The organism is Rhizobacter sp. (assembly GCA_019635355.1).
Lineage (GTDB): Bacteria > Pseudomonadota > Gammaproteobacteria > Burkholderiales > Burkholderiaceae_C > Rhizobacter.
This window is the reverse complement of sequence record JAHBZQ010000001.1, coordinates 4,567,423-4,593,926: the sequence shown is the minus strand read 5'-3', so window position 1 is coordinate 4,593,926 and position 26,504 is coordinate 4,567,423. Positions and strand designations below refer to the sequence as shown.

23 protein-coding genes are annotated in these 26,504 nt (G+C 68.2%); 13 read left to right on the top strand and 10 right to left on the bottom strand.

The annotated features are described in order from the left end of the window. Positions 1–254: 254 nt before the first annotated feature. Entirely contained in the window at positions 255–1,589 is a 1,335-nt protein-coding gene (locus KF892_21380; protein ID MBX3627576.1) for an MFS transporter, read from the top strand. 4 nt (positions 1,590–1,593) lie between these two features. Here the strand turns inward: KF892_21380 and KF892_21375 are convergent, their stop codons facing one another. Continuing rightward, a complete protein-coding gene (locus KF892_21375) occupies positions 1,594–2,652 on the bottom strand; it encodes an RNA methyltransferase (GenBank protein ID MBX3627575.1) in 1,059 nt (352 codons plus the stop codon). Between the two features lie 756 nt (positions 2,653–3,408). Further along, positions 3,409–5,406: an SDR family oxidoreductase gene (locus KF892_21370; protein MBX3627574.1), complete on the bottom strand. Its 1,998-nt coding sequence runs from the start codon at positions 5,404–5,406 to the stop codon at positions 3,409–3,411. Positions 5,407–5,592: 186 nt separating this feature from the next. On the opposite strand from KF892_21370, the gene KF892_21365 reads away from it, so the two are divergent. Continuing rightward, positions 5,593–6,108 carry a phasin family protein gene (locus tag KF892_21365; protein MBX3627573.1) on the top strand — a complete coding sequence of 172 codons (516 nt, stop codon included), beginning with the start codon at positions 5,593–5,595 and terminating at the stop codon, positions 6,106–6,108. A gap of 63 nt (positions 6,109–6,171) precedes the next feature. Here KF892_21365 and KF892_21360 read toward each other — a convergent pair whose 3' ends face one another. Beyond that, positions 6,172–6,735 carry a hypothetical protein gene (locus tag KF892_21360; protein MBX3627572.1) on the bottom strand — a complete coding sequence of 188 codons (564 nt, stop codon included), beginning with the start codon at positions 6,733–6,735 and terminating at the stop codon, positions 6,172–6,174. Positions 6,736–6,867: 132 nt separating this feature from the next. Next, on the bottom strand, positions 6,868–7,353 hold the full coding sequence (locus KF892_21355) for a DedA family protein (protein ID MBX3627571.1): 486 nt from the start codon (positions 7,351–7,353) through the stop codon (positions 6,868–6,870). A gap of 107 nt (positions 7,354–7,460) precedes the next feature. Between KF892_21355 and dusB the strand changes: the two genes are divergently transcribed. From dusB to ruvC, 6 genes are all read left to right on the top strand, one after another. Continuing rightward, the gene (gene dusB / locus KF892_21350) at positions 7,461–8,501 is read left to right on the top strand and encodes a tRNA dihydrouridine synthase DusB (GenBank protein MBX3627570.1); all 1,041 of its coding nucleotides are present in this window, start codon (positions 7,461–7,463) and stop codon (positions 8,499–8,501) included. Positions 8,502–8,607: 106 nt separating this feature from the next. Then, the gene (locus tag KF892_21345; GenBank protein MBX3627569.1) at positions 8,608–8,844 is read left to right on the top strand and encodes a Fis family transcriptional regulator; all 237 of its coding nucleotides are present in this window, start codon (positions 8,608–8,610) and stop codon (positions 8,842–8,844) included. Between the two features lie 14 nt (positions 8,845–8,858). Then, positions 8,859–10,430 (top strand): bifunctional phosphoribosylaminoimidazolecarboxamide formyltransferase/IMP cyclohydrolase, encoded by a 1,572-nt coding sequence (gene purH / locus KF892_21340; protein ID MBX3627568.1) that lies wholly within the window; start codon positions 8,859–8,861, stop codon positions 10,428–10,430. A 2-nt stretch (positions 10,431–10,432) separates the two neighbouring features. Next, entirely contained in the window at positions 10,433–11,050 is a 618-nt protein-coding gene (locus KF892_21335) for a 1-acyl-sn-glycerol-3-phosphate acyltransferase (GenBank protein ID MBX3627567.1), read from the top strand. Continuing rightward, on the top strand, positions 11,050–12,027 hold the full coding sequence (locus KF892_21330) for a phosphatidate cytidylyltransferase (protein ID MBX3627566.1): 978 nt from the start codon (positions 11,050–11,052) through the stop codon (positions 12,025–12,027). The genes KF892_21335 and KF892_21330 overlap by 1 nt, the downstream gene beginning before the upstream one ends. Positions 12,028–12,034: 7 nt before the next feature. Continuing rightward, on the top strand, positions 12,035–12,583 hold the full coding sequence (ruvC, locus tag KF892_21325; GenBank protein MBX3627565.1) for a crossover junction endodeoxyribonuclease RuvC: 549 nt from the start codon (positions 12,035–12,037) through the stop codon (positions 12,581–12,583). 31 nt (positions 12,584–12,614) lie between these two features. On the opposite strand, the gene KF892_21320 is transcribed toward ruvC, so the two are convergent. From KF892_21320 to KF892_21300, 5 genes are read right to left on the bottom strand one after another with little or no spacing between them, the layout of a single operon-like run. Beyond that, complete coding sequence (locus tag KF892_21320; protein MBX3627564.1) at positions 12,615–13,403, bottom strand: enoyl-CoA hydratase; 789 nt, start codon at positions 13,401–13,403, stop codon at positions 12,615–12,617. Then, on the bottom strand, positions 13,400–14,488 hold the full coding sequence (locus KF892_21315) for a DUF3108 domain-containing protein (protein MBX3627563.1): 1,089 nt from the start codon (positions 14,486–14,488) through the stop codon (positions 13,400–13,402). Before KF892_21315 ends, KF892_21320 begins: the two co-directional genes overlap by 4 nt. Further along, positions 14,473–16,227 (bottom strand): M61 family metallopeptidase, encoded by a 1,755-nt coding sequence (locus KF892_21310; GenBank protein ID MBX3627562.1) that lies wholly within the window; start codon positions 16,225–16,227, stop codon positions 14,473–14,475. Before KF892_21310 ends, KF892_21315 begins: the two co-directional genes overlap by 16 nt. Before the next feature lie 10 nt (positions 16,228–16,237). Beyond that, a complete protein-coding gene (locus KF892_21305) occupies positions 16,238–17,020 on the bottom strand; it encodes a DsbC family protein (protein ID MBX3627561.1) in 783 nt (260 codons plus the stop codon). 11 nt (positions 17,021–17,031) lie between these two features. Continuing rightward, positions 17,032–18,138, bottom strand: coding sequence for an FAD-dependent monooxygenase (locus KF892_21300; GenBank protein MBX3627560.1), 1,107 nt, complete (start codon positions 18,136–18,138; stop codon positions 17,032–17,034). Between the two features lie 130 nt (positions 18,139–18,268). Between KF892_21300 and KF892_21295 the strand changes: the two genes are divergently transcribed. Genes KF892_21295 through KF892_21285 form a run of 3 tightly spaced genes read left to right on the top strand, consistent with a single transcriptional unit; the run spans position 18,269 to position 22,486 of the window. Beyond that, the gene (locus tag KF892_21295; protein MBX3627559.1) at positions 18,269–20,713 is read left to right on the top strand and encodes an AsmA family protein; all 2,445 of its coding nucleotides are present in this window, start codon (positions 18,269–18,271) and stop codon (positions 20,711–20,713) included. Continuing rightward, complete coding sequence (locus tag KF892_21290) at positions 20,710–21,564, top strand: MOSC N-terminal beta barrel domain-containing protein (protein MBX3627558.1); 855 nt, start codon at positions 20,710–20,712, stop codon at positions 21,562–21,564. The genes KF892_21295 and KF892_21290 overlap by 4 nt, the downstream gene beginning before the upstream one ends. 10 nt (positions 21,565–21,574) lie before the next feature. Next, on the top strand, positions 21,575–22,486 hold the full coding sequence (locus KF892_21285) for an EamA family transporter (protein ID MBX3627557.1): 912 nt from the start codon (positions 21,575–21,577) through the stop codon (positions 22,484–22,486). Here the strand turns inward: KF892_21285 and KF892_21280 are convergent. Further along, positions 22,458–23,327 carry a pirin family protein gene (locus KF892_21280; protein ID MBX3627556.1) on the bottom strand — a complete coding sequence of 290 codons (870 nt, stop codon included), beginning with the start codon at positions 23,325–23,327 and terminating at the stop codon, positions 22,458–22,460. The two genes, KF892_21285 and KF892_21280, sit on opposite strands and share 29 nt — an antisense overlap. An 87-nt stretch (positions 23,328–23,414) precedes the next feature. Between KF892_21280 and KF892_21275 the strand changes: the two genes are divergently transcribed. Both KF892_21275 and ychF read left to right on the top strand, forming a co-directional pair. After that, complete coding sequence (locus tag KF892_21275) at positions 23,415–25,292, top strand: response regulator (protein MBX3627555.1); 1,878 nt, start codon at positions 23,415–23,417, stop codon at positions 25,290–25,292. A gap of 79 nt (positions 25,293–25,371) precedes the next feature. After that, entirely contained in the window at positions 25,372–26,466 is a 1,095-nt protein-coding gene (gene ychF / locus KF892_21270) for a redox-regulated ATPase YchF (protein MBX3627554.1), read from the top strand. Positions 26,467–26,504 lie beyond the last annotated feature (38 nt).

Sequence of the window (26,504 nt, the reverse complement as noted above, 5' to 3'; positions counted from 1 at the left end):
CGGCCCCAGCGCGGCAGGCGGTTCGTGAAGGAGAGCACAGGGTTCGAGGGCACGGTGTCGTAGGGGCTCGTGAGGCGCAGGGGAAACCACACTTGCGCATGAGGCCGCAATGTAGACAGGTTGACCCAGATCAACCATTGGACAATTTGTCCCACCCCTCTGGCGAGAGTTACACCTCTGCCGTCCCGGTCTTGGGTGGCGTATCCTCATCCGCACCCTGCCCCCACCCTGTCCCGCCTCTGCCCCGTAAACCGATGTCGAGCACCGCCACCCCCGCCTTCCCCGCCCACCGGACCAGCAGCATCCACCACGCCCCCGGCAGCTCGCAGCACGAGCGCGTGGCCCCGGGAGACATCGCCGTCGGCGTGGTGATCGGGCGGGCTTCCGAATACTTCGACTTCTTCGTCTACGGCATCGCTTCGGCGCTCGTCTTCCCGGCGGTGTTCTTTCCGTTCGCGGGGCGGCTCGAAGGCATCCTCTACGCGTTTGCGCTGTTCGCCTTCGCCTTCGTCGTGCGCCCCATCGGCACGCTGGCCGGCATGGAAATCCAGCGCCGCTTCGGCCGCAGCACCAAGCTGACCATCGCCCTCTTCCTGCTCGGCACCTCCACCGTGAGCATGGCGCTGCTCCCGGGTTACGACACCTGGGGCGAGCTCTCGATCGTGCTGCTGGCCGTCTGTCGCATCGGCCAGGGCCTGGCGATGGGCGCCTCGTGGGACGGCCTTCCCTCGCTGCTGGCGCTCAACGCGCCGAAGCACCGCCGCGGCTGGTACGCGATGCTCGCGCAGCTGGGCGCGCCGCTCGGCTTCCTGATCGCCTGCAGCCTCTTCGCCTACCTGTGGAAGAACCTCGACGCCGCCGACTTCCTCACCTGGGGCTGGCGCTACCCGTTCTACGCCGCCTTCGCGATCAACGTGGTGGCGCTCTTCGCGCGGCTGCGGCTCGTCGTCACCCACGAGTACGAGCGCGACCTGCATGCCCGTGAGCTCGAGCCGTGCAACGAGCGCGAGCTGTTCCGCAAGCAGGGCCGGCACATCGTGATTGGCGCGTTTGCCGCGCTGGCGAGCTACGCGCTCTTTCACATCGTGACGGTGTTTCCGCTGTCGTGGATCCTGCTGTACTCCGACCAGGTGACCGGCGAGTTCCTCGCGGTGCAGGTCGTCGGCGCGGTGCTCGCCGCCGCCGCCATGCCCGTGTCGGGCCTGATCGCCGACCGCATCGGCCGCCGCCGCACGCTCGCGCTGCTGGCGGTGTTGATTGCCGTGTTCAGCCTCTTCGCGCCGCTGCTGCTCGACGGCGGCACGCTGGGGCAAGACCTCTTCATCCTCGTCGGCTTCGTGCTGATGGGCCTGTCGTATGGCCAGGCAGCCGGCACGGTGACGGCCAACTTCGCCTCGAAGTTCCGCTACACCGGCGCGGCGCTCACCTCCGACTTCGCGTGGCTGATCGGCGCGGCGTTTGCACCGCTGGTGGCGCTGGGCCTGTCGGCCCGCTTCGGGCTGATCGCGCTCACCGTCTACCTGCTGTCGGGTTGCGTGTGCACGCTGCTCGCACTGCGGGCCAGCCGCTCGCTGGCGGCACGGGGCTGAGGTTTTAGCTCGCGACCGGGCGCAGCGGCACGACGCGCCGCGCCCTTGGTGCGACCGGCTCTTCCGTCGCGCTGATTCGGGCGCGCAGCTGGCCGCAGCCGCCGTCGACGTCCTGACCCGCCGAATGGCGCAGCTTGGTCAGCACGCCGCGCTGGTGAAGGCGGCGGGCGATCGAAGCGGCCTTCTCCCACGAGGGCCGCTGGTAGGGCAGCCCGTCGATCTGGTTGTACGGGATCATGTTCATCACCGCGTACTTGCCCTTGAGCAGGCGCACGATGCCGTCGAGTTCGTCGTCGCCGTCGTTGATGCCGTCGAGCAGAGTCCACTGGTACTGGATCGGGTAGTGCGTGAGGCGGGCGTAGCGCTCGCCCTCTTCCACCAGGTCGGCCGGATCGATGCGCGGGGCGCGCGGCAGCAGTTCGGCGCGCAGCTCAGGCTTCGTGGAATGTAAGGACAGCGCGAGCGCCGGCTTCACGGTCTGCAGCGGCAGTTGCTCGAAGACACGCGCGTCGCCAACGGTGGAGAACACCAGCTCCTTGTGGCCGATGTTGCCGCCAGTGCCGAGCAGGTCGATGGCTTCAAGCACGTTGTCGAGGTTGTGAGCGGGCTCGCCCATGCCCATGAAGACGACCTTCTTCACCACGCGTTTCGTGCGGGCGAGGGCGACCTGGGCGACGATCTCGGCGCTGCCGAGCTGGCGCAGGAGGCCGCTCTGGCCCGTCATGCAGAAGACGCAGCCGACGGCACAGCCGACTTGCGTGGAGACGCACAGGCCGTCGCGGGGGAGTAGCACGCTTTCGACGGTCTGGCCGTCGGCCAGCTCGACGAGGAGGCGGGAGGAGCCGTCTTCGCCGATGTGCTCGGCGCGCAGTGTGGCCAGGGCTTGCAGCTCTGCGCTGAGCGTGGGGAGGGCTTCGCGCACGCCCTGCGGCATGAAGTCTTCGAGGCGGCGCTTGCCGCTGTCTTGGGGCATCGCTTGCGACCAGAGGCGGAGCACACGGGCGGTGTGCTTGGGGCCGGCGCCGAGGGCGGCGAGTCGCTGACGGATGTCGTGGATGCGCATGGCGCGATTGTCGTCTTTGCCTCTGGCGGGTGGGGCACTGCGTGGCTGCTTGCCGGGTCTCGGCCCGGCGGCCGAATTACTTTCTTTGCTTCGCCAAAGAAAGTAATCAAAGAAAGGCGACCCGACGGTGGCGGTCCGGCCGGAGGCCGGACTGCTCTGCGGTGCTCGGTCTTGAGGGGCCGCGCCGAACTCACTTCGCGCCCGTAGGGCGCTACGTTCAGACAGGCGGCGCGAAGTCAGTTGACGATGCGCGCTGACGCGCGCGCCCCTCAAGCCTTGCGCTCCTCGACGCCACCCACGGGAAGCTGTGCGACTCGGCTCGCTTCGCATCGCCTCATTCCCCATCGCTCCCGTTCGCCCTGAGCTTGTCGAAGGGCCGGTGCCATGCGCTGGCTTCGACAGGCTCAGCCCGAACGGAGTGGAGATCCAGCACGAGGCGAAGCGAGTCGAGAGTGTGATGCCCGCGAAGCGGGCGGCGGTTTCCCGGGGCCCTTGAGAGCCGTCGAGCAGCGCAGGGCTTTGTGGGGCGCGCGCAAGCGCGCTTCGTCCTCTAGCTTCGGGCAGCTGTCTGAACGCAGCGAGCGAAGCTCGCGTAGTGAGTTCTGCCCGACCCACAAAGACCGAGCAGCGCAGAGCAGTCCGCCCTAGGCGGACCGGCGAACGGGGTCGCCTTTTCTTTGCCTACTTTCTTTTGGCGAAGCAAAAGAAAGTAGGTCGCCCGCCGGGGCGAAATCCCGGCAAGCCACCACGCAGTGCTCAGAAGTGAATCCCCCTCATCATCTGCTGCATCGCCATCGCCTCCGGAGAAAGAGAGGGCTTCCCACTCTTGTCCCCCTTCGCCGCAGAGCTGTCCGGAAACATCCGGAAGCTCGTATTCATCACGATCTGCGCCACCCGCGGCAAGAGCGCATGCAACACCTCCCCGGTGACGCCGAGCCGGGTGGCAATCCGCACCGGCTTGTCCACACACGCCTCCGCGATCATGTCGGCGGCTTCCTCGGGCGCGAGCGTCGGCACGTTGTTGTAGATCTTGGTGGGCGCAATCATCGGCGTGCGCACCAGCGGCATGTTGATGGTCGTGAACGTGATGCCGGTGTCGGCGTACTCGCTCGACGCGCAGCGCGTCCACGCATCCAGCGCCGCCTTGCTCGCCACATACGCCGAGAAGCGCGGCGCGTTCGTCAGCACACCGATCGAGCTGATGTTGACGATGTGCCCCTTCTTCTTCGCCACCATGCCCGGCAGCAAACCCATCGTCACGCGCAGGCAGCCGAAGTAGTTGAGCTGCATCGTGCGCTCGAAATCGTGGAAGCGGTCGTAGCTGCTTTCGATGGCGCGGCGGATCGAACGACCCGCGTTGTTGATGAGGAAGTCGACCCCGCCGTAGGTCTCGGTCAGCCAGGCGATGAGCCCGGCGCAGCTGGCCTCGTCGGCAATGTCGGCCGAGTAGGTCGCCACGTTCGCGCCCTTGCCGGCGGCGGCCATGATCTCCTTCTTCGCCTCGGCGAGCTTGGCTTCGTCGCGCGCGCAGATGATGGTGATCGCGCCCGCCTCGGCAAACTTGATCGCCGCCGCCAGGCCGATGCCCGAGGAGCCGCCCGTCACCAGCACCACCTTGCCGCCCACCGTGCCGCGCAGGCTGCGGTCGACGAAGAGCGCCGGGTCGAGGTTGCGCTCCCAGTAGTCCCACAGGCGCCAGGCGTAGTTGGGGAGCTTGGGGCAGGCGATGCCGCTGCCCTTCAGCGCCGCGGTGGTCTCGCGGCAATCGAAGCGCGTGGGGTAGTTGACGAAGGTGAGGATGTCTTCCGGCAGGCCCAGGTCCTTCATCACCGCGTGGCGCACGCGGCGCACCGGGGCCAGGGCCATGAGACCCTTCTTGATGCCCTTGGGGATGAAGCCGAGCAGCGCGGCGTTGATGAAGAGATTCATCTTCGGCGCGTGCGCGGCCTTGCTGAAGACGTCGAGCACGTCGCCCACGCGGTAGCCCTCGGGGTCGACGAGGTGGAAGCACTTCTTGTTCAGATCGGTCTTCTGGTGGCTGATGTGGTCGAGCGCGCTCACCACGAAGTCGACCGGCACGATGTTGATGCGCCCGCCTTCCAGGCCGATGCTGGGCATCCACGGCGGCAGCAGCTGCCGCATGCGCTGGATGAGCTTGAAGAAGTAGTACGGCCCGTCGACCTTGTCCATCTCGCCGGTCTGCGAGTCGCCCACCACGAGCGCGGGGCGGTAGACCGTCCACGGCACCTTGCTTTCGGTGCGCACGATCTTCTCGCTCTCGTGCTTGGTCATGAAGTAGGGGTGGTCGAGGTTCTCGGCCTCGTCAAACATGTCTTCGCGGAACACGCCCTCGTAAAGGCCGGCGGCGGCAATGCTGCTCACGTGGTGCAGATGCCCGGCGTCGATGGCCTTCGCGAACTCGACGAGGTTGCGCGTGCCTTCCACGTTCACATGCACCTGCGACTCTTCGTCGGCCTTCAGGTCGTACACCGCGGCCAGGTGGTAAACGTGGTCGATGTGGCCTTTGAGCTTCTTGACCGCCTCGGCCGAGACGCCCAGCTTCTTGGCCGTCAGGTCGCCGTAGACCGGCACGGCACGGCGCGCGTCGACGCCCCAGTACTCCAGCAGTGCCGGCAGCTTGCCCTCGCTGCCCTCGCGCAGCAGAAAGTGCACGGTCGCACCGCGACGCTGCAGCAAGGTCTTGACGAGGCGTTTGCCGATGAAGCCGGTGGCTCCGGTCACGAAATACTGCATGCGTTCCTCCTGTGGATGACCGGCGCATTCTTCTCCAAAGGCAAGGGCGTGCCCTGCGAAGTTTCCCGAGCCCTTGGGGGCTCTCACTAGAGAAAGCGGGTGCGATGCGCGCCGCACGCTCCTATAGTGGCGCCTCGTGCCGCGACGGCGCGCCGTCTTTCATCCACCACTCACAGGAACGAGACCATGGTCAAGAAACTCAAGCAGATGGCCGACAAGAAGGCCGCGTCGCCCGCAAGCCTGCTCGACAGCCAGTTCGCCGCCACGGTGAAGGACTCGGCCCAGCAGATCTGGCTCGCCGGCCTGGGCGCGTTTTCCAAGGCGCAGGAAGAAGGTGGCAAGGTCTTCGAAGCGCTGGTGAAGGAAGGCGTGACGCTGCAGAAGAAGACGCAGAGCGTGGCCGAAGGCAAGCTCAACGAGATGGCCAGCAAGATGACCGGCATGGCCGGTGACGTGACCAGCAAGGCCGGCCAGCACTGGGACAAGCTGGAGTCGATCTTCGAAGAGCGCACCGCCAAGGCGCTGGCGAAGCTGGGCGTGCCGAGCGCGAAGGACGTGGCCGCCCTGCACAAGCGCATCGACGAGCTGAGCGCTCAGCTCGGCAAGGCCAGCAAGTCGCCGGCGCCGCGCGCCACGGCCAGGACGGCCGCAAAGACCGCGGCCAAGCCTGCCGCCAAGAAGGCCGCGCGCAAGACCGCCTGAGCGGTTTCGGCGGCACATGAGAAAAGGGCGCCTCGGCGCCCTTTTGCATTCCCGCGCCGCTGGTCAGCGGCCGCCGGTGAGCGAGGTCTCCCAGCGCGCCTGGGCGTCCATGAAGACGGAGACGCTGGCTTCGTTCACCTGCATGCGGCTGTTGTCGAAATCGGTCGATTGCTTGGCCGGGCGACCACCGCGCGGCACGTCGATGCGCCCGGGCTTGGCCATCGCGGCCTTGATCTGCGCCCGCAGCGCCGCAATACCGGCCTCGGACCAGTCCGACACCAGCATCTCGAGTTGCGACAAGGCCTTGCCGAGCACGTCGGCCGGCACGTCTTCCAGGGCCTGCAAGCCACCGTGCCCGAGCGCCTGCTCGACCACGCTCAGGTGGGCGAGCACCGCGCGCGACGCGCCATGCCGGTCGAGCACGAGCTTCAGCGCCTTCAGCATGTGGGCCACGTTGGTGGAGCTTTTGCCACCACTCTTGCCGACCTTGGCGCTGCGGCGTGAGCCGGCCTTGGCAAGCACGTGGTTCAGGCTGGGCGGCGTCGCCTCAGGCTTCTGGAACAGGCTCTTGAGCCGGTCAAACCAGTTGATGCGCCTGGCGCGAGGCTTCTGAGACTTGCTGGACATGGGCACCTCGCGGTCGGGACGACGATCGTTTCATCGTGCCATGCACCACGCATGCTGCCGCAACAGCACCGGCCCGAAGCGTCGACTTTCTGACAGATTGCCGGCCGCCGAACCCTCGGCCGGGCCGCAAGCTCAGCCGCCGTACTGCCCCGGCCACAGCCACAGCAGCACCGCCGTCATCACGAGGTAGCGGCCAAACTTGCCGATCGCCATGTAGAGCACGCAGGGCCAGAAGGGCAGCCGCATCCAACCGGCCACACCGCACAGCGGGTCGCCGAGGATGGGCAACCACGACATCAAGCAGGCCCGGGGCCCGAACTGGCGCAGCCACGTGAGCACTCGCGCCTCGTGCGGTGCGTGATGCGCGACTTTTTCATAGGCCCGCTCGGCGCCATAGCCCATCCAGTAGGTCACGGCACCGCCGAGCGTGTTGCCGGCGGTGGCCACGAGCACTGCGGGCCAGAAGAGCTCGGGGTTGAGCTTGACGAGGCCGAACACCGCGGGTTCGGAGCCCAGAGGCAGCAGCGTGGCCGAGATGAAGGCGACGACGAAGACGGTGCTCAGCCCGAACTTCGGGAGGGCGAGAAGCGCGAGCAACGATTCGATCCATTCCTGCATCGGGCGGCATTATCCGCAGCAGGTTTTGCACACAAGACCTGTAGGTTTCAGGGCTTATACTCTGCCTCCTTTTTGAGCAGCCCGGCCGATTCTTCCCCCTTCTCACCATGCAGATCGGCCACATCTCCCTCGCGAACAATCTGTTCGCCGCGCCGATGGCCGGCGTGACCGACCGGCCGTTCCGGCAGCTGTGCAAACGGCTGGGTGCGGGCTACGCGGTGAGCGAGATGGTGACCTCGCGCAAAGACTTGTGGAACAGCCTCAAGACCTCGCGCCGCGCCAACCATGACGGCGAAGTGGCGCCGATTGCGGTGCAGATCGCCGGCACCGAGCCGCAGATGATGGCCGAGGCCGCCGCCTACAACATCGACCGCGGCGCCCAGATCATCGACATCAACATGGGCTGCCCGGCCAAGAAGGTGTGCACCAAATGGGCCGGCTCGGCGCTGATGCAGGACGAGCCGCTCGCCACCGCGATCATCGACGCCGTGGTCGCGGCCTGTGCCCCGCACAAGGTGCCCGTCACGCTGAAGATGCGCACCGGGTGGTGCCAGGCCGAGCGCAATGCGGTGCGGCTGGCGCGCGTGGCCGAATCGGTGGGCGTCGCGATGGTCACGGTGCACGGCCGCACCCGCGAGCAAGGCTACGGCGGCCACGCCGAGTACGACACCATCGCCGCCGTGAAGGCAGCGCTGAGCATCCCGGTCGTCGCCAACGGCGACATCGACAGCCCCGAGAAAGCGCGCGAGGTGCTCGCCGCCACCGGCGCCGACGCCATCATGATCGGCCGCGCCGCCCAAGGCCGGCCATGGATCTTCCGCGAGATCGCGCACTTCCTCGCCACCGGCGAGCACCTGCCCGCCCCCGAGGTGCAGCAGGCCAAGCAGTGGCTGCTCGAGCACCTGCACGAGCACTACGACCTGTACGGTGAATACACGGGCGTGCGCACCGCCCGCAAGCACATTGGCTGGGCCGTGCGCGCCTTGCCAGGCGGCGAAGACTTCCGCGCCTTCATGAACAAGCTGGAAACCTGCGACACGCAGGTCCGCGCCGTGACCGACTGGTTCGACCAGTTGGCCGACACCCATCAGCGACTGCCAGCCACGAGCCACGCAGCAGACGACATCCTCATCGAACAAGAAGCATGAGCTACAAGAAGACAAACAACATTCGGGCCGCAGCGCCGGGCCGCCCCAAGCAAGGCCCGACCCTCTCGGAGGGTCGCTCGACGTATTCGGCGAGCGGGGTGCTGTCATGAGCAAGAAGCACATAGAAGAATGCGTGCGCGACAGCCTGGAGGCCTATTTCAAGGACCTGCGCGGCGTGGAGCCCACCGCCATGTACGACATGATCCTCAAGGTGGTTGAAAAGCCGCTGCTCGACGTGGTGATGAAGCACGCCGACGGCAACCAGAGCCGCGCCGCCGAATGGCTGGGCATCAACCGCAACACGCTGCGGCGCAAGCTGCTCGACCACAAGCTCGTTAAATAAAAGAGACCGTTCTCATGCAAGCCCTGATTTCCGTTTCCGACAAGACCGGCGTGCTCGACTTCGCACGCGAGCTGAACGCGCTCGGCGTGAAGCTGCTCTCGACCGGCGGCACCGCCAAGCTGCTGGCCGACGCCGGCCTGCCCGTGACCGAGGTGGCCGACCACACCGGCTTCCCCGAGATGCTCGACGGCCGCGTGAAGACGCTGCACCCCACCATCCACGGCGGCCTGCTCGCACGCCGCGACCTGCCCGAGCACGTGGCCGCGATCCAGAAGCACAACATCGCGCCGATCGACATCCTCTGCGTGAACCTTTACCCCTTCGAGGCAACTGTCGCCAAGCCCGGCTGCACGCTCGAAGACGCGATCGAGAACATCGACATCGGCGGCCCGGCGATGGTGCGATCGGCGGCGAAGAACTGGAAGGACGTGGCAGTGCTGACCGACGCGTCGCAATACGCGCAGGTGGTCGCCGAGCTGAAGGCGAACAAGAGCGTGAGCAAGGAAACCAAGTTCGCGCTGTCGGTCGCTGCATTCAACCGCATCTCGAACTACGACGCGGCCATCAGCGACTACCTCTCCTCGCTGCAGGCCGACGGCTCGCGCGCCGAATACCCGGCGCAGAGCAACGGCCGCTTCGTCAAGCTGCAGGACCTGCGCTACGGCGAGAACCCGCACCAGACGGCCGCGTACTACCGCGACCTGCACCCGGCCCCCGGCTCGCTCGTCACCGGCAAGCAGCTGCAGGGCAAGGAGCTCTCGTACAACAACATCGCCGACGCTGATGCGGCATGGGAGTGCGTGAAAAGCTTCGACACACCCGCCTGCGTGATCGTCAAGCACGCGAACCCCTGCGGCGTGGCCCTCGGTGCCAACGCGGCCGAGGCCTACGCCAAGGCCTTGAAGACCGATCCGACCTCGGCCTTCGGCGGCATCATTGCCTTCAATACGGAGGTGGATGCATCGACCGCTGAGCACGCCACCAAGTTGTTCATGGAAGTGCTGATCGCCCCGTCATTCACGAGCGATGCGCTGGCCATCTTCGCCGCCAAGAAAAACGTGCGCGTGCTGCAGATCGCACTGCCCAAGGGCGGCGCCACCGCCTGGGAACAAGGCCGCAACGCGCAAGACGTGAAGCGCATCGGCTCGGGCCTCCTGATCCAGAGCGCCGACAACCATGAGCTGAAGCTGTCGGACCTGAAGGTCGTGACGAAGGCGCAGCCGACGAAGCAGCAGCTCGAAGACATGCTCTTCGCCTGGACGGTGGCCAAGTACGTGAAGAGCAACGCCATCGTCTTCTGCGCCGGCGGCATGACGCTCGGCGTGGGTGCCGGCCAGATGAGCCGCCTCGACTCGGCGCGCATCGCGGGCATCAAGGCCGAAGCCGCGGGCCTGTCGCTGAAGGGCTCGGCCGTGGCAAGCGATGCCTTCTTCCCGTTCCGCGACACGCTCGACGAGCTGGTGAAGGCCGGGGCCACCAGCGTGATCCATCCGGGGGGCAGCGTGCGCGATGAAGAGGTGATCGGTGCGGCGAACGAACATGGCATCGCCATGGTGTTGACTGGCGTCCGCCACTTCAGACACTGAAGATGACGCTGCCCGAACTGGCAGGCCTCGTTCTCGCCTTCCTTGCGCGCCTCATCACCGGCGCGCAAGGCCACTGGTACGGCAGCCCGCCCAAGGCCGAGCAGCGCATCTACTTCGCCAACCACCAGAGCCACTTCGACTGGGTGCTGATCTGGGCCTCGTTGCCGCGCGACCTGCGCGCCGTCACCCGGCCCATCGCCGCCCGTGACTACTGGACCTCGTCGAAGCTGAAGCACTGGATCACCCGCGAGATCTTCAACGCGGTCTACGTGAGCCGCGTGCGCACCGCCGACGAAGACCCGCTGGAGCCGCTGGTCGAGGCGCTCAAGAACGGCGACTCGCTGGTGATCTTTCCCGAGGGCACCCGCGGCAACAAGGGCGAGCCGCAGGCGTTCAAGGCGGGGCTCTTCCACCTCGCGGAGCAGTTCCCCGACGTGCAGCTGATCCCGACCTGGATCGACAACGTGCAGCGTGTCATGCCCAAGGGCGAAGTGGTGCCGGTGCCCATCCTCTGCTCGGTGACCTTCGGTGCGCCGATCCAGCTGCAGCCAGGTGAGGACAAGCGGGCCTTTCTCGCTCGCGCGCGCGACGCGGTGATCGCCCTCGACAAGGTGGCCTGATGAAAGAAGTCGGCCACTGGCTGCAAAGCCTCACCATCTCGCAGCAGATCGGGCTGTTGTTCGTGCTGATCTTCGGCGTGCTGTCGCTGGCCACGGCGGCCGCGTTCATGAAGTCGCTGCAGGCCACGCCCGAGAAGCAGGACGCCACCGACGCCATGTGGTGGGACCTGCGCGCCCTGTGGATCGGCACCGTCCTCTTCTGGATCTCGTGGGCGACCGGCGCCGTCGTCTCGACGCTGCTGTTCGCGATCATCTCGTTCCTGGCGCTACGCGAGTTCATCACCCTCACCCACACCCGCCGCGGCGACCACCGCGCGCTGCTGATGGCCTTCTTCTTCGTGCTGCCGGTGCAGTATTGGCTGGCGGGCGGTCGCTACTTCGATCTCTTCAGCGTCTTCATCCCGGTCTATGCGTTCGCGGCGCTGCCCATCCTCGCGGTGTTCGGCAACGATGCGACGCGCTTTCTCGAGCGCACCGCCAAGATCCAGTGGGGCACGATGGTGTGCGTGTACGGCATGAGCCACGCGCCGGCCCTGCTGCTGCTCGAGTTCCCGAACTACGAAGACCGCGGCGCGTTCCTGGTGCTCTACCTGGTGGTGGTGGTGGTCACGGCGCAGATCGCGCAGCACGCCGTCAAGCGCCGCATCCGCACGCTGCCGGCCGCGCGCCACATCAGCCGCAGCTTCTCGTGGCGTGCGTGGGCGCTGGGCGCACTGGCCGCGGGGCTGGTGGGTGGGCTGCTGTTCTGGATCACGCCCTTCAAGGCGCCGCAGGCCATCTTCATCGGCTTCGTGGCCGGGGGCTGCGGCACGCTCGGCGAGCTGGTGATGCAGGCGCTCAAGCGCGATGCAGGCGTGCGGCACTGGGGTGGCCGCGCCACGGTGACGGGTGCCGTCGGGCTGCTGGACCGTGTGGCACCTCTTTGTTTTGCGGCCCCGGTGTTCTTCCACTCCCTGCGCTGGTATTTCGGCGCATAAAGGGCGCATGCGAATCCTCGGCATCGACCCCGCCCTGCGCACCACCGGCTTCGGCGTGATCGATGTCGAGGGCAGCGCGCTGCACTACGTGGCCAGCGGCACCATCAAGACCGATGCCGCGGCCGTGGGCGACCTCCCCGGCCGCCTCAAGATCATCTATGAGGGCGTGCGCGAGGTGGCGGCGCGCTACGAGCCGACCTGCGCATCGATAGAGATCGTGTTCGTCAACGTCAACCCGCAGAGCACGCTGCTGCTCGGGCAGGCGCGCGGCGCGGCGATCACCGGGCTGGTGTCTTCCAACATCGAGGTGTCGGAGTACACCGCGCTTCAGATGAAGAAGGCCATCGTCGGCGCCGGCCACGCGCGCAAGGAGCAGATCCAGGAGATGGTGAAGCGCCTGCTCAAGCTGCCCGGCCTGCCCGGCAAGGACGCGGCCGATGCGCTCGGCCTCGCGGTGTGCCATGCGCATGCGGCCCGCTCGTTCGCCGCGATCGAGAAGGCCACATCGCGGACACGCACGACCAAGGCGCAGTTCAAGGGCGGGCGGAGCTACTGAGCGGGGCTTCGATACCTCAGCCTGAGCGGCCTCAGCGTTGCTTGAACTCAGGCTTGCGCTTGTTGACGAAGGCGTCCATGCCTTCCTTCTGGTCCTCGGTGGCGAAGAGCGAATGGAAGACCCGGCGCTCGAACATCACGCCGTCGGACAGCGGTGATTCGTAGGCGCGGTTCACGCACTCCTTGGCCATCATCACGCTCGGGCCGCTGAATTCGCAGATGTTCTGCGCGGCGGCGAACGCCACGTCGAGCAGCTCGGCCGCGGGCACGACGCGTGACACGAGCCCGGCGCGCTCGGCTTCGGCCGCGTCCATCATGCGGCCGGTGAGCACGAGGTCCATCGCCTTGGCCTTGCCCACCGCGCGCGGCAGGCGCTGGGTACCGCCGGCACCGGGAATGATGCCGAGCTTGATCTCGGGCTGGCCGAACTTGGCGCTGTCGGCCGCGATGACGATGTCGCACATCATCGCCAGCTCGCAGCCGCCGCCGAGCGCGAAGCCGGCCACCGCGGCGATCACCGGCTTCCGGATGCTGCGGATCGTCTCCCAGTTGCGGGTGATGTAGTCGGACTTGTAGACGTCCATGTAGCCCCACTTCGCCATCGCGCCGATGTCGGCGCCCGCGGCGAAGGCCTTCTCGCTGCCGGTGATGACGATGCAGCCCACGCCGTCGTCGGCGTCATAGGCCTTGAGCGCGGCGCCCAGCTCGTCCATCAGGGTGTCGTTGAGCGCGTTGAGCTGCTTGGGGCGGTGCAGCGTGATGAGGCCGGTGCGCAGCGGGCCGGTGCCGCGCGTTTCGGTGAGGATGTTTTGGTAAGTCATGGCGGGGTGCGGGTGGAGGGGTCGGAGGCGGCCAGCTCGGGTCGCCGATCGAGCATCAGGTCGACGAAGTTCTCGGCGTCCTGGCGGATCACAAAGCGTATCGGCAAATGCCGCAGTTGCGGCGCAATCCAGAGCTCGGTGACGAGGTCACCGCCGGCCCGCGGCTCGCGGCGCGGCTTCAAGTGGTAGGACGGCACTTCGCCGAAGGGCGTGTAGAGCAGCTCCTCCTTCACCACGTCGTACACCCACACCGACACGTTGCGCGGCATCGCGAGCAGCACCTCGACCGTGGCGCCCACGCGCAGCCGCTCGGGCTCGCGGTCGAAGAGGTAGGCGAGCTGCACGAACTGGCTGGCGGTGTCTTGCACGCCCGGCGGGTGGTCGACGAGGGTGCCGTTGGCCAGCCACACGCGGCCGCCGTCGAAGCGCAGCGTCGCGCGGTAGGGGTGGTCGAACGCGAGCCGCGTCTCCTGCTCGTAGCGGCGCGGCAGCAGGCCGTCGGGTGTGAGCTCGCCTTCGCTGCTCATGCGGCGCGTGGCGAGTGGCGCGAAGCTCGGGCCGACCTGCACGTCGAGGTGCACCTGGTAGCGCGGGCCGGCGCGGATCCACTCGACCTGCGCCTGGCCATGCACCTCGCCGCGCACGTTGCCAGTGAGCAGGTAGCGCAGGCGGGTGGAGACCGGCCATTCGAAGCCAACGGGGGCGCTGGCGACCGGCTCCGGGGCCGAGGCGACGGCCTGCGCCTGCGGCACGCCCTCCTCTGGCACGGCGGCCACCGGCGCCGGCTCTGGCTCGGCAGGTGTCTCGGGGGCCGAGGCGGCAGGTGCCGGTGCCTCGGGCGCCGGGCTGCGCCGCTTCACCGCTGCCGGCTTGGCGACAGGGCGGGCGGCGGGTGCAGTGAACGCCATCTCGCGCACGTAAGCCACCTCGATGCGCTGCATCGCGGGCGACGCGGCCTCGAACGCGACGAGCTGCTCGCCGATCCAGTCGGCCACGCCGATGTGGACCGACATCACCAGCAGCACCAGCCCCAGCGCCGCCCACGCACGGGGCGCGGCGAGCCAGCGTGTCAGGTGGTGAGCCATGCGCGCCGCAGCGCCATGGCAGCCGGCGGGGTCTTGTCGGCGCCGGCCAGGGTGAGCGAGACCGCACCGGCCTCAGGTGCCGGGGGCAACGAAAGCGCGAGCGTGCGCAGGCGCTGGTCGCGCGAGATCAGGAGTTGCATGGCACCGCACTCGGGCAGGAGGCGTGGCAGCTCGTCGAGGCGGCGCACGCGCCAGCCGCCGACCCCCAGCACCTCGTCGCCAGCCGCGAGGCCCGCCGCTTCGCCGGCACCACCTCGCAGCACATGCGTGACCTTGATGCCGGTGAGCGCACTCTCCGACACGCGCAGGCCCAGGCGCTGCGCCACGGTGGGTGCCTGCTGGCCCCACTCGACGGCGGCACGGGCCAGCTGCAGGCGCCACGGCGGGTCGTCGGTGCCGTGCACCCAGGCGTTCAGTTCCTTCTCATACGAACGGCCGCCCACCTCGGCCAGCGCGGCGGCGATGTCGCCCTCGCTCACCGGGCCGCCGCCGCTGCGGGCCCACAGCAGGCGCATCACGTCGTCGAGCGAGCCGCGGCCTTCATGGCGCAGGGTGAGGTCGAGCGAGAGCGCGACCAGCGACCCCTTGGTGTAGTAGCTGATGGTGCTGTTGGGCGTGTTCTCGTCGGCGCGGTAGTACTTCACCCAGGCGTCGAAACTCGCCTGCGCCACGCTCTGCACGTGGCGGCCGGGCATGCCCAGCACGCCCGAGAGCGTCTTGGCCACGAGCTTGAGGTAGCGCGGCTCGTCGATCAGGCCGGCGCGCAGCAGCAGCAGGTCGTCGTAGTAGGAGGTGAAGCCTTCGAAGAACCACAGCAGCTCGGTGTAGTTCTCCTGCGTGTAGTCGTAGCGGGTGAACTCGCTCGGCCGCAGGCGCTTCACGTTCCAGGTGTGGAAGTACTCGTGGCTGATGAGGCCGAGCAGCGTGACGTAGCCGTCGGAGAGATCCCGCGCTTCGCGGCGGCTGCGCTGCGGCAGGTCGCGGCGGGCGGCGATGAGCGCGGTGCTGGCGCGGTGCTCGAGGCCGCCATAACCGTCGTCCACCGCGTTGAGCAGGAAGACGTAGCGCTTGAGGAAGGTCTTCTTCTTGCCATGCCAGAAGGCGATGGCCGCCTCGCAGATGCGGCGTGCATCCGCAAGCAATCGCTCGCCGTCGAAATCGGGCAAGGCCCCGGCGACGACGAACTCGTGCGGCACGCCCGCCGCCTTGAACTCGCCACGCCAGAAATCACCCAGCTCGACCGGGTGGTCGACCAGCTCGTCGTAGTCGGCTGCTTCATACGTGCCTTGGCCCCGCGCATCGACCTTCACGCTCGGCAGCGCGGTGGCCGCCTTCCAGCCCTTCGGCAAAGCCTTGAGTTCGAGGCGCTGTGGCTCGGCCTCGCGGCCATGCACGCGCACGAAGACGCCGGTGCCGTTGAAGAACACGCGCTGCGCATCGAGGTAGGCCGCCCGCACCGAGGGGTCGAAGGCGTAGACCTTGTATGTCAGCGTGAGCGCCCCACGGCCGGTGCAGCGGGCGACCCAGGTCGCCTTGTCGAGCTGCTGCAAGGGCAGCTCACGGCCACCCTGCCGCGCCGACACCGCCGAGAGGTGCCGCGCGAACTCACGCACCAGGTAGCTGCCCGGGATCCACGCCGGCAGGCTGAAGCGCTGCTCGGGCGCCGGCTGCGGCACGGTGACGGTGACGGCGAAGAGGTGGGCGTGCGCGTCGGCGATCTCGATGCGGTAGGTGACCATCGAGCGGTGATCAGTTGCTCGAACGTGTGGTCGACGCGCCGGGCATGGTGGTCAGGCCCGGCTTGGTGGCCGCAGCGCTGGCCACCAGTTGCTTCTCGATCTGCTCGGCGCCGATCGCGCCGGGAATGCGCGTGCCATCGCTGAAGATGATGGCCGGCGTGCCGTTGATGCGGTACTTGCGCGAGAACTCGAGGTTGCGCTCCATCGGCGTGGCGCACTGGCCGATGTTGCGCTGCGGCGCCTTGCCTTCGAGCATCCACGCCAGCCAGGCCTTGGCCTGGTCTTTCGAGCACCAGATGGCTTCCGACTTCTGCGGCGAATCGCCACCCAGCACGGGCAGCAGGAAGGTGTAGACGGTGACGTCCTTGATCTTCTGCAGGTCCTGCTCGAACCGCTTGCAGTAGCCGCAATTGGGGTCGGCGAAGACGGCCATCTTGCGGGCGCCGGTGCCGTTCTTCCAGACGATGGCGTCTTTCAGCGGCAGCTGCGCGAAGTCGATGGCGGTGAGCTTGTTGACGCGCGCTTCGGTGAGGCTGGTGCGCGTCTTGGTGTCGATCAGGTTGCCCTGGAAGACGTGGTTGCCGTTTTCGTCGGCGTAGACGATCTCGGTGCCGATGCGCACCTCGTAGATGCCGGGGATCGCGGTCTTGCTGACCTCGTCGATGGCAGGCAGGTTGGGTAGGCGCTCGGCAAGGTTCTTGCGAATGGCGGCTTCGTCGGCCAGGGCGGCGTGCGACAGGAGGGCGCCCAGGGCCAGCGCGGCGGTGGTACGGGACAGGTGGCGGATCGACATACGAATCTCTTTCAGGAACCCAGCGCACGCGAGGCGAGCCAGCGTTTCAGCGGTGGTAGGTGGTTGACGAGAGTCATGCCACGGTTGCGGAGTTCCCGCAGGGCCGGCTGCTCGTGTGAAAACAAGCGCAACAAGCCATCGGTGAGCTGGCCCATTGCGATCGTGGGCGCCTGGCGCTGCCGCTCGTAGCGGCGCAACAGACGCGCATCGCCCAGCTCGCGCCAGGCTTCGCGTTGTGAGATGACGGTGGCGAGCGCGGCCACGTCGGCCAGGCCCAGGTTGAGGCCCTGCCCGGCCAGCGGGTGCACCACGTGGGCGGCATCGCCCAGCAGCACCCAGCCGGGGCCACACCAGCTGCGCGCCCGCGCCAGCATCAGCGGCCAGGCCGCGCGCTCGCTGGCCAGGTGCAGCGTGCCGCAGGCACCGCCGGTGGCTTCATTCAAGGCGTGCTCGAAGGCCGGGCCGTCGAGGGCCATCAATTCCTGCGCACGCGCCTCGGGCATCGACCACACCAGCGCATGCGAGTGGCCGGGCTGCGGGGTGTCGAAAGGCAGCAGGGCCAGCACGTCGGGCTGGCGGAACCATTGGCGCGCGGTGTTGCCATGCGGTGCATCGCCACGCAGGCGCGCGGCGATGGCGGTGTGGCCGTAGTCGTGGCGATCCCAGCCCACGCCGAGCGCCTCGCGCGCGGCCGAGGCCTTGCCTTCGCACAGCGCAGTGAGCGTGGCCTCGACCTTCTCGGAGACGAGCGTCACATGGGGCGCATAGCGCACAGCGGCGGCCATCGACTGCTCGAGCACCGGTGCATCGACGATCCACGCCAGCTCGCCGAAGCGCTGCTGCCAGGCCGAGAACTCGAGCAGGCCCGAGGCCGCATCGCCTTCGATGTGCATGTCGTACACCGGCGTTGCCGCATGCGGCGGCAATGCATCCCACACCTTCAGCGAGCGCAGCAGCTCGACCGAGGCGGCGTTGAGCGCATAGGCCCGCACGTCGACGCGCGAGGCCTCGGCCGGCGCCGACACCAGCGCCACCTGGAAGCCCTGGCGCGCCAGCGACAGCGCCAAGCTCTGGCCCACCACACCGGCACCCAGCACGCAGACATCGAAGCGTTTCATGGCGTTTCATTGTAGAGACGCGAACGTGGCAGGAGTCCCGAGGCAGAATCAGTTTCTTCCCCCATCTCCCCCTGGCTTTCCAAGGCCTTTGGGACTTTTCCCACGATCCCCACAAGGGACGCCACGACGCATGACTTCTCCCTGGATGCGCAAGCTGCTGATCGGCGCAGGCGTGTTCGTGCTGCTGATCGCAGCCGTGCTGACCTACCTCGTCGCCACCTTCGACCCCAATGCCTACAAGGGCCTGGCTGTCGACTGGATGAAAACCCATCGACAGCGCACGCTGGCCATCGGCGGGCCGATCAAGCTGGCGGTGTTTCCGCGGCTGGCGGTGCAGGTGTCGGGCGTGACGCTGTCCGAGAAGAACCGGCCCGACGACTTCCTGAAGCTCGACGAAGCGGCGCTGTCGGTGGCGGTGCTGCCGCTGCTGCGCCAGCAGGTGGTGGTCGACAGCGTGCGTGCCCGCGGCCTGCGTCTCACCTACCACCGCGACGCCAAAGGCGGCTCCAACATCGACGACTTCATGCAGGGCGAACCGAAGCCCGAGCCCGCCGACGACAAGAGCAGCTCGCCGCTGCGCTTCGACGTGAGCAGCATCCAGCTCGAAGACCTGCAACTGAGCCTGCGCGACGAGCAGGGCCAGCTCGCAGGCGAGGTCTCGCTCGCCTCGCTGACCACCGGCCGGCTGGCCGACGGCGTGGAGTCGCCCGTCAAGCTCAAGGCCCGCCTCGGCCTCACCGCGCCGGCCGTGCAAGGCGAGCTCGACGGCAGCACGCAGCTCAAGCTCGACCTGGCCAAGAAAGGCGTGACGCTGTCGAACATGGCACTGGCCTGGAAAGGCAAGCTGCCCGGCGCCGAAGCGGTCGACGCCACGTTGCGCGGCACGCTCGCCTTCGACACCGCCCACGGCACGCTGCGCGCCGAGAAGGTCGAACTGGCCGGTGATGCGGGCCTGGGCACGCTGCGGCTCGTCAAGTCGTCGCTCACCGTTGAGGCGTTTGCCTACGACCCGAGCAACCAGGCCCTGCAGCTCGGCAAGTTGCGCATCAAGCTCGGCGGCACCAGCAGCGGCCACCCGATGAACCTCAACCTCGACTGGCCCGAGCTGGTGGTGCAGCGCGACTCGCTCACCGGCAGCCCGCTCAGCGGCCAGCTCAGCCTGGCCGGGCCGACCTCGATCGACGCGAGCTTCAAGACCGCCGCGCCGAGCGGCAGCTTCGAGCGCATCGTGGTGCCCAACGTCGAGAGCACGCTCAAGGGCCGCAGCGGCCCGCGCAATGTGGAAGGCAGCGTGCGCGCCACCTTGCTGCTGCAGCCGGCCAAGGGCGCGGTGGCCCTCGAAAGCCTCAACACCCAGCTGCAGCTGCACGAGCCTTCGCTGCAGCCGCTGGCCATCACCGTGCAAGGTGCGGCCGACGCGTCGGCCCAGCAGGCCCACTGGGCGCTCAAGGGCCAGATCAACGGCAACCCGTACACGAGCGAAGGCAAGGCCATCCTCGCGACCACGCCGATGACGCTCAACGCAGCAGCCCGCTTCGACTCGCTCGACCTCAACCGGCTGCTGCCGCCCTCGGCCACCGCGCCGGCCGCGTCGGGCCCGTCATCGGGCGGCAGCACGGCGGCCGACACGCCGGTCGACCTCTCGGCGCTTCGCTCGCTGCAGGGCAAGTTCGACCTCAAGATCGGCCAGTTCGCCTACCAGACCTACCGCCTCAGCGACCTGGTGTTCGCCGCCACGCTCGAAGGCGGCATGCTGCGGGTGAGCCAGCTCTCGGGCAAGGGCTGGGGCGGCAGCTTCGTGGCCAACGCGTTTGCCGATGCGCGCGCGAGCCGCGTGGCGCTCGCCGGCAACGCGAGCGGCGTGAACGTGAATGCGCTGCTGAAAGACGTGGCGCAGAAAGACATCCTCGAAGGCACGGGGCGTGTGGTGGTCGACGTCGACAGCGCGGGCCGCAGCGTCAACGAACTCAAGTCGCGCCTGCAGGGCAAGGCCGCGCTGCAATTGCGTGACGGTGCCATCAAGGGCGTGAACCTCGCCAAGAGCCTGCGCCAGGCCCGCGCCACGCTCGGCCTCAAGGGCGGCGACGAGGTGCAGAAAGCCAACCGCACCGAGAAGACCGACTTCTCCGAGCTGAGCGCCACATTCGCCATCCGCGAAGGCGTGGCGAGCAACAACGACCTCGACATGAAGAGCCCCTTCCTGCGCCTGGGCGGCGACGGCGTGCTCGACATCGGCAAGGGCCGCATCGACTACACCGCACGCGCCACCGTCACCGGCACGTCGAAGGGGCAGGACGGCGCCGACCTCGCCGCGCTCAAGGGCCTCACGATCCCGGTGCACCTCACCGGCCCGTTCGAGGCGATGGACTGGCGCATCCGCTGGTCGGCGATCGCAGCTCAGGCGCTCAAGACCGAAGTGGGTGGCAAGCTCGAGCAGCAGGCCAAGGATCGATTGCGCGACAAGCTCGGCCTGCCCTCGGCCGCCAGCGCAGCCAGCGGTGCGGCCAGCAGCCAGCGCCTGGAAGACGTGGCCAAAGACAAGCTCAAGGACAAGCTGAAAGGGATCTTCAAGTGAGCGACCTGAACCTGGCGATCTCGGCGCTGTACCTGCACCCGATCAAGAGCTGCGCCGGCATCGCCGTGCGCGAGGCGCTGCTGATCGAGACCGGCCTGGAGTTCGACCGCGCGTGGATGGTGGTCGATGCCCAGGGGCGCTTCCTCACGCAACGCGAGCTGCCGCGCATGGCGCTCATCGTGCCCACGCTCAAGCACACCGAACTCGTGCTGCGCGCCCCCGGCATGCTGGCGCTGCACCTCGCGCTCGACGCGGTGGAAGCACCGACACGTGTGACGGTCTGGAAAGACGAAGTCGCCGCCTACGACATGGGCGACCTGGCCGCGCAGTGGTTCAGCGATTTCCTCGGGCAGAAATGCCGGCTTGCGCGTTTCGACCCCGAGCAGAAGCGGCTGTCGAACAAGCGATGGACCGGCGACATCGATGCGGAAAACGCGTTCAGCGACGGGTATCCGGTGCTCGTGACCTCCGACGCGTCGCTCGCCGACCTCAACGAGCGGCTCGCCAAGCGCGGCGCCGCACCGGTCGGCATGAACCGCTTCCGGCCCAACCTCGTGCTCTCAGGGCTCGACGCTTACGGCGAAGACCACCTCGACGAGATCCGCTTCGACACGCCAGAAGGCGAGGTGGTGCTGAAGCTCGTGAAGCCGTGCTCGCGCTGCACCATCCCAAGCGTCGACCCGGCGTCCGGCGAGCAAGGCCACGAGCCGAGCGATACGCTCGCCACCTACCGCGCCGACGCGCGCCTCGACGGCGCCATCACCTTCGCGATGAACGCGGTGATCGTGAAGGGCATCGAGTGCGGGCTGCGTGTGGGGCAGACGGGCACGGCCAGCTACCGCTTCGACTGAGCGCTGCCGCATGCAGCGCCTGCCGGTTTCGTTGCTCTTCACCATCTGCGTGCTCGTGTGGAGCACGACCTGGTACGCCATCACCTTCCAGATCGGCGGCAGCACACCGGAACTCGGCGTGGCCCTGCGCTTCATGCTGGCCGGCGTGTGCGTGCTGGCCTGGCGCGCCATGCGTGGTGACACGCTGCGCTTCGGCCGCCGGGCACATGCGTGGTTCGCGCTACAGGGGGTGTTTCTCTACGGCGTGTCGTACATCTGCGTGTACCACGCCGAGCGTTACCTGCCTTCGGGGGTTGTGGCCGTGGGCTATTCGGCCTCGCCGCTGGCGGGCGGCATCGGCGCGGCGTGGTGCTTCGGCACGCCGCTCACCCGCCGCTTCCTGCTTGGCGCCGTGCTGGGGCTGGCCGGCGTGGCGCTGATCTTCTGGCCGGAGTTCGGCAAGACGCACGTGGGCGGCGACACCGCGCTCGGCGTGCTCTTCACCGCCGGCTCGGTGCTGCTGTCGACGGTGGGCAGCCTGCTCGCCAGCCGCAACGGCGAGCGCGGCCTGTCGATGTGGCCGAGCCTCGGCTTCGGCATGCTCTACGGCGGCGGCGCGGTGCTGCTCATCGCGCTCGCGAGCGGGCAGTCGGTCACGCTGCCGGGCACCACCTCGTGGTGGATCGCCCTCCTCTACCTGGCGCTTGCCGGCTCGGTGCTGTCGTTCGCGTGCTACCTCACGCTGCTGTCGCGGCTGGGCGCGGGCCCGGCCGGCACCATCGGCGTGATGACGCCGATCCTCGCGCTCGTGATCTCGACGCTCTTCGAGGGCTACCGGCCCGACGCGCTGGCCGGCCTGGGCGTGCTGCTCGCGGTGGCCGGCAACGTGCTCATCCTGCGCAAGCCGGCAGCGATCAAGGGCGCTTCTCCGGCAAGGGAATGAACTCGGTTTCGCCGGGCACCTGAGGGAATCGTTGCGCCGCCCAGTCGTCGGCGGCCTGCAGGATGCGCTCCTTGCGGCTGGAGACGAAGTTCCACCACATGTGGCGGTGGCCGAGCGGCTCGCCCCCGACCATCACCACGCGCGTGCCTTGGGTGGCGGCGAGCGTGGGCGTGGCCCCTTCGGGCAGCACCACCATCGTGGCGGGCGGCACCGGCTCGCCGTCGAGCACGAAGCCGTTGTCGACGCCGTAGAGCGCCCGTTCTCGCGCGGCGGCGGGCACCTGCATCGAGGCGCCGGCCGCGAGCTGAAGATCGACGTAGAGCGTGAGCGACAGCGTGGGCACCGGCGAGCGCAGGCCGAAGGCCTCGCCGATCATCACGCGCAGGCTCACGCCGGGCAGCGTGGCCGACGGAATGGCCGACGCAGGTGTGTGCGAGAACGAGGGCTCGTCTTCCTCGTGCTCGGCCGGAATCGCGCACCACAGCTGCAGGCCGTGGCTGCGGCGGTCCACGCCACGCAGGTCGTCGGGCGTGCGCTCTGAGTGCACGATGCCGCGACCGGCCGTCATCCAGTTGATCGCGCCGGGCTCGATGCGCTGCACGACGCCGGTGCTGTCGCGGTGCATCATCGCGCCCTCGAAGAGGTAGGTCACGGTCGCGAGGCCGATGTGCGGATGGGGACGCACGTCGTGGTTGTCGCTCGGGTGCGCCGTCATCGGTCCGAAGTGGTCGAAGAACAGGAAGGGGCCGACGGCCTGGCGCTGGGCAGCGGGCAGCACGCGGCGCACGGTGAAGCCGCCACCCAGGTCTTTGGTGTGCGGCGTGAGTCGGAGCAGGTCCATGGGTCGTGATTCCTTGGCGTGGCTTGTACTGGAACGGCAGGCGACCTTGATAATAGGCCGCACCACCTGCCCTTTGCCGCGCCTGCCATGCGCAAGGACCCTCTCCTGGCCCCCGACCCCTCCGCCACGCGCTTGCCCAGGCCCACGCCCACCATCACGCTGGTCGCGCGGGGCACGGCGCTGTGGCTCTTCGTTCTCATCGCCGCGAGCATCGCGGTCGTGTGGTGGACCGAAGCAGTGCTCGGCCAGATCTCGCAGCAGGACCGCTACGCCTACCCGCTCTTGATCGTCTGCCTGCTCGGCCTGGCCGCGCTGGTGCGCTGGCGCGGCCGCCATCTCGTGCTGGCGCAGGGGCTGGGCTCGCTCACGCTGAGCCTCTACTTCATCGGCAGCGTGGGCTACATGCTGCTGGTGGCGCAGAACTTCAGCACCTACGCCGCCGCGTCGATGTCGTACTGGCTGGTGGGCGTGCACCTGCTGGTCTACGCCACCTGGTCGTTGTGGCGCGCGCTCTTCCTCTGCCTCGCCGTGCTCACGCTCACCGCACTGCCGGCCGTGATCGTGCACCTGCGCGGCGGCAATCCACCGGAATGGAACCACACCATCTGGCCGCTGGTGGTGAACGGCTTCTTCGCGCAGCTCTTCGTGATCGGCGCGCTCTTCGGCATTGCGCGCCAGCTGCGCAAGCTGTCGGTGCTGGCCCCCGCGGCCGACTCGAACGTCGACGACCCGGTGAGCCAGCCGCTGACGGTCGACGACGTGGTGACCCGCCGCATGCGCGACCTCGAATCCGCCCGCGACCAGGCCGAGCAGGCCTCGCAAGCCAAGTCGCGCTTCCTCGCGGTGATGAGCCACGAGCTGCGCACGCCGCTGCACGGCGTGCTGGGCGCGGCCGACCTGCTGCGCGACCCGTCGCTGCCGGAAGCCAACCGGCGCGAGCTGGTGGAGACGGTGCGCCGCGGTGGCACCCACCTGCTGCACCTCATCAACGACGTGCTCGACCTCTCGCGCATTGAGGCCGGCCGACTGGAGCTGCTCAACCAGCCCTTCGAGCTGCGCGCCTGCATCGGGCGCGTGATGGAGACGATCGAGCCGCAGGCCGCGGCCAAGTCGCTGCAGTGCCGGCTGGCGGTGGAAGACAGCGTGCCGGCCTGGCTGCGCGGCGATGAATTCCGCCTGAAGCAGATCCTCATCAACCTGCTGGGCAATGCGGTGAAGTTCACCGACAGCGGCCACGTGAGCCTCGCGCTGCGCTACGAGCCGATCGTGAAGCAGCTGCACATCCACATCGAAGACACCGGCATCGGCATCGAGCGCTCGCACCAACCGCTGGTGTTCGACGCCTTCCACCAGGCCGACAGCGGCGACACCCGTCGCCACGCCGGCAGCGGCCTGGGCCTGGCCATCACGCGGCAGCTCGTCGGCCTCATGCACGGCACGCTGGCGCTGCAAAGCGAGCCCGGCATCGGCACCCGCGTCACGCTGCGGCTGCCGCTCGCCCCGTGCGAGGCGCCCGTGCTGCCGCCGGCGACGAACTCGGCGATGGCACCGCTCTCGGTCGGCCTGGCCGGCCTGCGCGTGCTGCTGGTCGACGACGACGCCGTCAACACCATGATCGCCACGCAGATGCTGGAGACGGCCGACATCGAGGTCCACACCGCGAGCTCGGGCGTGGAAGCGCTGCACCAGCTCGCCCGTGGCGGCTTCGACCTCGTGCTGATGGACTGGCGCATGCCCGACATGGACGGCCTGGAAGCCACCCGCCGCCTGCGCGCCGGCGAAGCGGGCGAGGCCGCACGCCAGCTGCCGGTGGTGGGGCTCACCGCCAACGCCTACGCGGAAGACCGCGCCGCCTGCCTGGAAGCGGGCATGGACGAGGTGCTGGTCAAGCCTGTGGGCCGCATGCGGCTCCTGCAGACGGTGCAGCAGGCGCTGGAAGCCCGGGCCGCCTCTGCCCAGAACTAGCCGGAAACTGGCCGGGAACTAAAATCCCGCCCCTGCTCCGCGCCCCTCGTGCGGGGCCCCACTTTTCGCCCTGCACACCATGAGCCTCAAATGCGGCATCGTGGGCCTGCCCAACGTCGGCAAGTCCACCCTCTTCAACGCGCTGACCAAAGCCGGCATTGCGGCCGAGAACTACCCCTTCTGCACCATCGAGCCCAACGTGGGCGTGGTCGAGCTGCCAGACCCGCGTCTGAGCAAACTCTCCGAGATCGTGAAGCCCGAGCGCATCGTGCCGGCGATCGTGGAGTTCGTCGACATCGCGGGCCTGGTGGCCGGCGCCTCCAAGGGCGAAGGCCTGGGCAACCAGTTCCTCGCGCACATCCGCGAGACCGACGCCATCGTCAACGTGGTGCGCTGCTTCGATGACGAAAACGTGATCCACGTGGCGGGCCGCGTCGACCCGATCGCCGACATCGAGGTCATCCAGACCGAGCTGTGCCTGGCCGACCTGGGCACGGTGGAAAAGACGCTGCAGCGCTCGATCAAGGCCGCCAAGTCGGGCAACGACAAGGAAGCCGCCAAGCTGGTGGCCGTGCTGCAGAAGTGCCAGGCCGCGCTCGACGAGGCCAAGCCGGTGCGCAGCATCGCCTTCAGCAAGGAAGAGCTGGTGGTATTGAAGCCACTGTGCCTCATCACCGCCAAGCCGGCCATGTTCGTCGGCAACGTCGACGAGCACGGCTTCGAGAACAACCCCTACCTCGACCGCCTGCGCGCCTACGCCGAGAGCCAGAAGGCGCCGGTGGTGGCAATCTGCGCCAAGACCGAAGCCGAGATGGCCGAGATGAGCGATGAAGACAAGGAGATCTTCCTCGCCGACATGGGCCAGAGCGAGCCGGGCCTGAACCGGCTCATCCGCGCCGGCTTCTCGCTCCTGGGCCTGCAGACCTACTTCACCGCTGGCGTGAAGGAGGTGCGCGCCTGGACCATCCACGTCGGCGACACCGCCCCCCAGGCGGCCGGCGTGATCCACACCGACTTCGAGCGTGGCTTCATCCGGGCGCAGACCATTTCCTTCGACGACTTCGTCGCCTACAAGGGCGAACAGGGCGCGAAGGACGCCGGCAAGATGCGCGCGGAAGGCAAGGAATACGTCGTCAAGGATGGCGACGTGATGAACTTCCTCTTCAACGTCTGACCGGCGTCAGGCGGCGTTCACTGAAGGTTCGCCCTCTC

Excerpts from the sequence above, each read along its gene's own strand:
- KF892_21305 (MBX3627561.1), bottom strand. The coding sequence starts at position 17,020 with ATGTCGATCCGCCACCTGTCCCGTACCACCGCCGCGCTGGCCCTGGGC.
- ychF (MBX3627554.1), top strand. The coding sequence starts at position 25,372 with ATGAGCCTCAAATGCGGCATCGTGGGCCTGCCCAACGTCGGCAAGTCC.
- KF892_21280 (MBX3627556.1), bottom strand. The coding sequence starts at position 23,327 with ATGGACCTGCTCCGACTCACGCCGCACACCAAAGACCTGGGTGGCGGC.
- KF892_21310 (MBX3627562.1), bottom strand. The coding sequence starts at position 16,227 with ATGGTCACCTACCGCATCGAGATCGCCGACGCGCACGCCCACCTCTTC.
- ruvC (MBX3627565.1), top strand. The coding sequence starts at position 12,035 with ATGCGAATCCTCGGCATCGACCCCGCCCTGCGCACCACCGGCTTCGGC.
- KF892_21360 (MBX3627572.1), bottom strand. The coding sequence starts at position 6,735 with ATGTCCAGCAAGTCTCAGAAGCCTCGCGCCAGGCGCATCAACTGGTTT.
- KF892_21285 (MBX3627557.1), top strand. The coding sequence starts at position 21,575 with ATGCAGCGCCTGCCGGTTTCGTTGCTCTTCACCATCTGCGTGCTCGTG.
- KF892_21275 (MBX3627555.1), top strand. The coding sequence starts at position 23,415 with ATGCGCAAGGACCCTCTCCTGGCCCCCGACCCCTCCGCCACGCGCTTG.
- purH (MBX3627568.1), top strand. The coding sequence starts at position 8,859 with ATGCAAGCCCTGATTTCCGTTTCCGACAAGACCGGCGTGCTCGACTTC.
- KF892_21335 (MBX3627567.1), top strand. The coding sequence starts at position 10,433 with ATGACGCTGCCCGAACTGGCAGGCCTCGTTCTCGCCTTCCTTGCGCGC.
- KF892_21345 (MBX3627569.1), top strand. The coding sequence starts at position 8,608 with ATGAGCAAGAAGCACATAGAAGAATGCGTGCGCGACAGCCTGGAGGCC.
- dusB (MBX3627570.1), top strand. The coding sequence starts at position 7,461 with ATGCAGATCGGCCACATCTCCCTCGCGAACAATCTGTTCGCCGCGCCG.
- KF892_21375 (MBX3627575.1), bottom strand. The coding sequence starts at position 2,652 with ATGCGCATCCACGACATCCGTCAGCGACTCGCCGCCCTCGGCGCCGGC.
- KF892_21295 (MBX3627559.1), top strand. The coding sequence starts at position 18,269 with ATGACTTCTCCCTGGATGCGCAAGCTGCTGATCGGCGCAGGCGTGTTC.
- KF892_21355 (MBX3627571.1), bottom strand. The coding sequence starts at position 7,353 with ATGCAGGAATGGATCGAATCGTTGCTCGCGCTTCTCGCCCTCCCGAAG.
- KF892_21300 (MBX3627560.1), bottom strand. The coding sequence starts at position 18,138 with ATGAAACGCTTCGATGTCTGCGTGCTGGGTGCCGGTGTGGTGGGCCAG.
- KF892_21315 (MBX3627563.1), bottom strand. The coding sequence starts at position 14,488 with ATGGCTCACCACCTGACACGCTGGCTCGCCGCGCCCCGTGCGTGGGCG.
- KF892_21370 (MBX3627574.1), bottom strand. The coding sequence starts at position 5,406 with ATGCAGTATTTCGTGACCGGAGCCACCGGCTTCATCGGCAAACGCCTC.
- KF892_21330 (MBX3627566.1), top strand. The coding sequence starts at position 11,050 with ATGAAAGAAGTCGGCCACTGGCTGCAAAGCCTCACCATCTCGCAGCAG.
- KF892_21320 (MBX3627564.1), bottom strand. The coding sequence starts at position 13,403 with ATGACTTACCAAAACATCCTCACCGAAACGCGCGGCACCGGCCCGCTG.
- KF892_21365 (MBX3627573.1), top strand. The coding sequence starts at position 5,593 with ATGGTCAAGAAACTCAAGCAGATGGCCGACAAGAAGGCCGCGTCGCCC.
- KF892_21380 (MBX3627576.1), top strand. The coding sequence starts at position 255 with ATGTCGAGCACCGCCACCCCCGCCTTCCCCGCCCACCGGACCAGCAGC.